This window comes from Plantibacter sp. CFBP 8775, assembly GCF_014839505.1.
Lineage (GTDB): Bacteria > Actinomycetota > Actinomycetes > Actinomycetales > Microbacteriaceae > Plantibacter > Plantibacter auratus.
In genome coordinates, this window is record NZ_JACYNV010000012.1 from 1 (window position 1) to 293 (window position 293).

General features: G+C 65.5%; 1 protein-coding gene. It reads left to right on the forward strand.

The genetic code is table 11. The features are described 5' to 3' along the window. On the forward strand, positions 1 to 293 hold a 293-nt coding region (locus tag IFR14_RS20570; RefSeq protein ID WP_191942235.1), incomplete at both ends, for an aldehyde dehydrogenase family protein.

Sequence of the window (293 nt, forward strand, 5' to 3'; positions counted from 1 at the left end):
GAGTTCTCCGAGCAGGTCTCGACCGGTGTCGACGTGTACTCCACGAAGCAGCCGCTCGGGGTCGTTGGGATCATCTCGCCGTTCAACTTCCCCGCGATGGTGCCGATGTGGTTCTTCCCGATCGCGATCGCGGCCGGGAACACGGTCGTGCTGAAGCCGAGTGAGAAGGACCCGTCCGCGGCGATCTGGCTCGCGAAGCTCTGGAAGGAAGCAGGCCTCCCCGACGGGGTGTTCACGGTGTTGAACGGTGACAAGGAGGCCGTCGACGGGCTCCTCACCCACCCCGACGTCCG